5 protein-coding genes are annotated in these 3,767 nt (G+C 67.8%); all 5 read right to left on the bottom strand.

The annotated features are described in order from the left end of the window. A partial coding sequence (locus H0W40_RS19545; RefSeq protein WP_292449547.1) for a hypothetical protein occupies window positions 1–275 on the bottom strand: 275 nt, incomplete at its 3' end. A gap of 273 nt (window positions 276–548) precedes the next feature. Beyond that, the gene (locus H0W40_RS19540) at window positions 549–692 is read right to left on the bottom strand and encodes a hypothetical protein (protein WP_292449545.1); all 144 of its coding nucleotides are present in this window, start codon (window positions 690–692) and stop codon (window positions 549–551) included. 107 nt (window positions 693–799) lie between these two features. After that, complete coding sequence (gene istB / locus H0W40_RS19535) at window positions 800–1,645, bottom strand: IS21-like element helper ATPase IstB (RefSeq protein WP_292449543.1); 846 nt, start codon at window positions 1,643–1,645, stop codon at window positions 800–802. Further along, window positions 1,642–3,141: an IS21 family transposase gene (gene istA, locus H0W40_RS19530; RefSeq protein ID WP_292449541.1), complete on the bottom strand. Its 1,500-nt coding sequence runs from the start codon at window positions 3,139–3,141 to the stop codon at window positions 1,642–1,644. Before istA ends, istB begins: the two co-directional genes overlap by 4 nt. A gap of 455 nt (window positions 3,142–3,596) precedes the next feature. Then, window positions 3,597–3,764 (bottom strand): helix-turn-helix domain-containing protein, encoded by a 168-nt coding sequence (locus tag H0W40_RS20105; protein ID WP_367153850.1) that lies wholly within the window; start codon window positions 3,762–3,764, stop codon window positions 3,597–3,599. Window positions 3,765–3,767: the final 3 nt, after the last annotated feature.

Raw genomic sequence — 3,767 nt, 5'->3', positions numbered from 1 at the left:
CTGGAGGCGACTCGGGTGTGCACCAGTGCGATTCGGTAGACCGCCGGGAAGCCCATCTCCTGCGCATCGATGACAAGTGCACCGCCGCGCTCGTCCCGACGATACGCCCAGAGCAGGTAGCCGATTGGTTTGCCCTCATGGGACCAGACGACCTCGCCCCAGGTCGCCGAGCCATCGACGCCGACATCGACGATGCGCAGGCGCAGGCATTCCGACGCGCGCCAGCTGTAACGGCGGCGCGTCGATTGGTCTGGAGGATTGGCTCTCGTCCACATGGAGACATCCGAAGGTGATGGCGATCGCTGATCGCCGGTGAACCGGTCTGAAATCCCACTCTCGACCCCGACAACCCCGACATGCTCGCTGTCCTCAGGGCAGGCGCATGACGTAGGTTCTCGAAGGCGGCGATCCGCCCTGACAACCCCGACAGGTGGCCTGTCAATCCGCTGCACGATGCCGCCGTCTCTGGAGTGCCGTCATACGCGGGTGCCTTCCACGAAACGGCAATCGCGTTTTTGACCATGACAACCCCGACAGTCTGCCCGTCATCAGCCACTGTCGGGGATGTCGGGGTTGATTTCCTCCTTTCCGAGGCGCCAGGCCGGGTTGCAGTAGCCCGCGGGGCGTCCGGGCGTGGATAGGCGCTTCGACACCCAGCCGATCGCGGTCAGGCGCTTGCCCAGGTGCTGCACCGACGGCGCCGCCTCCTGTGTAAAGGCCGGACCAAAACCAGGCCAGCCGCCGGAGCAAAATCAGGCCACTGTGGCGGCGTAGCCGCCGGCTCCGGATCCTGGCCGGATCAGCCTTCGGCGGTGGTCTTGGCGGGCGGCTTGTCCTGCTTGGCGCGTCGCCGCTTGGCGTCGGCGAGGCGATAGGAATCGCCGTTGCAGGTCAGGACGTGGGCGTGGTGGGTGAGGCGGTCGAGCAGGGCGCCGGTGAGGCGCTGGCTGCCGAAGACCTCGGTCCATTCGTCGAAGGGCAGGTTGCTGGTGACCAGGGTGGCGCCGCGCTCGTGGCGCTGCGAGAAGACGTCGAACAGCAGTTCGGCGCCGGTCTTCGACAGCGGTACGAAGCCGAGTTCGTCGACGATCAAGAGTTGGACCTTGGCGAGGGACTTCTGATAGCGCAGGAGGTGCTTCTCGTCGCGCGCCTCGATCAGTTCATTGACCAGGGTGGCGGCGGGCTTCCACAGGACGCTGTAGCCGCGCTGGCAGGCCGCCAGGCCAAGGCCGAGCGCGATGTGAGTCTTGCCGGTACCGGAGTTGCCGACGGCGATGACGTTCTCGCGGCGATCGACGAAACCGCCGCGCGCGAGGTCCATGACCAGCGGCTTGTTCAGCGCAGGGATGGCAAGGAAGTCGAAGGCATCGAGGCTCTTGGTGACAGGAAAGCGGGCGGCCTTGATGCGGCGCTCGACCAGACGGCGCTCACGGTCGATCAGTTCGAATTCGACCAGCCGCAGGAGATAGCGCACATGGTCGACGCCCTCGCTGGCGCACTGGCGCGCCAGCCGGTCGTACTCGCGCAAACAGGTCGGTAGGCGCAGTTCCTTCAGATGGTGAGCGAGGATGACGGCCGGTGGCGTGGGATCGACGGCGGTGCCAGCCACCACGGTGGTGACGGTGGCCGGCGTGGTGGAGTTCATGGCGCGGCCTCCACCAGCAGATCGTTGTAGGCGGCAGGATCCGTCAGCGCGACTTCGGCCCGCGGCAGGTGCGGGTAGTGGACCAGATCGAGTTTCGCCGGACGGCCCTCCAGCGCCGCCAGCAGACAGTGCTTCACCGCGTCGTAGCTGATGGCGCCCAAGCGCAGCGCCGCGGCCACGGCGGCATGCACCTGATCGGCGCGGAAGGCTTCGTGCAGGCGCAAGACGCCGATGTAGTCGCGCGCCCCGCGCTTGCCCATCCGGCCATCCAGCAGCCGACGCAGGACGGCGAAGTCCTCGGGCAACACCCAGCCGGCGAGCGGCGCCGCCTGGTCGAGGCAGCCGGGTTTGCGCTCGATCAGCGGCAGGTAGTGCAGCGGATCGAACACCATGACCTCGTGATCGTAGCTGCGCCGATGGCGCGCGATGACCTCTGATCCACGGCAGAGCACGACGTCATGGACGTACGCCTTCACCAGCACCTCCTGGTAGCCGTGCGCCACCGGCGCCGAGTAGTCGTTGCGCTGGAAGCGCACCAGCGACTGGCTGCTGACGCGCCCGGCCACGATCCGGCAGCAGTCGAACGGCGCCGCCGGCAACGGCAGGAACGCGGCCTGGTCGGCCAGCAATCGTTCGCCGATGGTGCCCTCGCTGCCGCGCACGCGCTCGGCCCGGCGCGCCAGGCAGCGCTCGCGCACCTGCGCGCCCAGCGTCTCCCAGTCCGGCGCGTGCGGCACCGGCGTCAGGATCGTGCGCTGGGCGTACTTCACCAACCCTTCGACGTTGCCCTTGTCGTTGCCCTTGCCGACGCGCGCGAAGCGGTCTTTGAACAGGCAGTGGCTGACGAGTTGATCGAACACCTGAGTCCGTTTGCGCTCGCCGTCAGCCAGGATCTTCGCCACCGCGATCGTGGTGTTGTCGTAGAGGATCGAGCGCGGCACGCCGCCGAAGAATGCGAACGCGTCGACATGGCCCTGGCAGAACGCCTCGGTGGTCTCGCGCGGGAACACCGCCACGAACGGCGCGTCGCTGTGCGGCAGATCCATGGCCAGGAAATGGCACTTCTGCTCGACGCCGCCGATCACCACCCGCGCCTCGCCGAAGTCGACCTGCGCGTCGCCCGGCGGGTGCACCAACGGCACGAACATCTCGCGCGTCCGCCGCTCGTGCTCGGCTACCGCATCCTTGATCGCCGTGTAGCCGCCGGTGTAGCCGTGCTCGGCCTTCAGCCGGTCGAAGATCCGCTTGGCGGTGTGCCGCTGCTTGCGGTGCACCAGCTTGTCCGCTTCCAGCGTCGCCTCGATCCACACCAGGAAGGGCGCCAGCTTGGGCCGCGCCGCCGGCGCCGATCGTCGGTAGCCCGGCGGCAGCGCGTGGCGCAGCATCTTCGCCACGCTGTCCCGGCTGATGCCGAAGTCCCGGGCGACCGAGCGCTGGCTCTGCCCCTCCACCATCACCTGCCGGCGAACCTGGGCGTAGATTTCCACGGTGTGCATCCCCGACCCTGGTTCCCGGCACATCGCCTGGGAATGGGCTCAATGGCCGCACCGCCGCCGCATCCGGACCACCACGCTGGCTCCGGCCCTACCTGCCGTGCTTCGCACGGAACTCCGGCGATCGCTCGTTTCCCCCATCGGGACGACCCTCCGGGAGAAACGAGCGATCACCGGAGTCGTTCTTCAGATAGGACCAGCACTGGCCTGATTTTGCTCCGGCACGGACGGCCGTGAGGGCCGGTTTCGTGGCCTGATTTTGCGGCGGCGTTTACATCCTCGCTCGGATCGCCCCCTTCTGCAGCAGGCTAAGGACCGAACAGGGACTTTAGATAGTTATTTACGTTACAAGACACTAGCATCGCCCCGCGGCGTTGGCGCGGTATGCTGATCCGTTCTATCGCGCCAATCGCCGTCTGATGTCGTCGGGGTCGAACCTCGGGGTGCTCGCCCGCTGATCATTGCGGGCGCCGGCGCCATCGGCTCGGTGGCGTACCGCGGATGGACTTGAACGCGCGCGAGAAGGCGGCGCCGTCGGCGTAGCCGCACAGGCGGGCGACGTGCTCGAGGCGGAGGTCGCCGGCGCGGATGAGGTCGTCGGCGCGCTGGGCGCGGGCCTCGCGCATGGC

This window comes from Methylibium sp. (genome assembly GCF_013817345.1).
In the GTDB taxonomy this organism is placed as follows: domain Bacteria; phylum Pseudomonadota; class Gammaproteobacteria; order Burkholderiales; family Burkholderiaceae_C; genus Methylibium.
The sequence above is the reverse complement of the archived record's forward strand: the minus strand, read 5'-3'. Positions and strand labels throughout refer to the sequence as shown.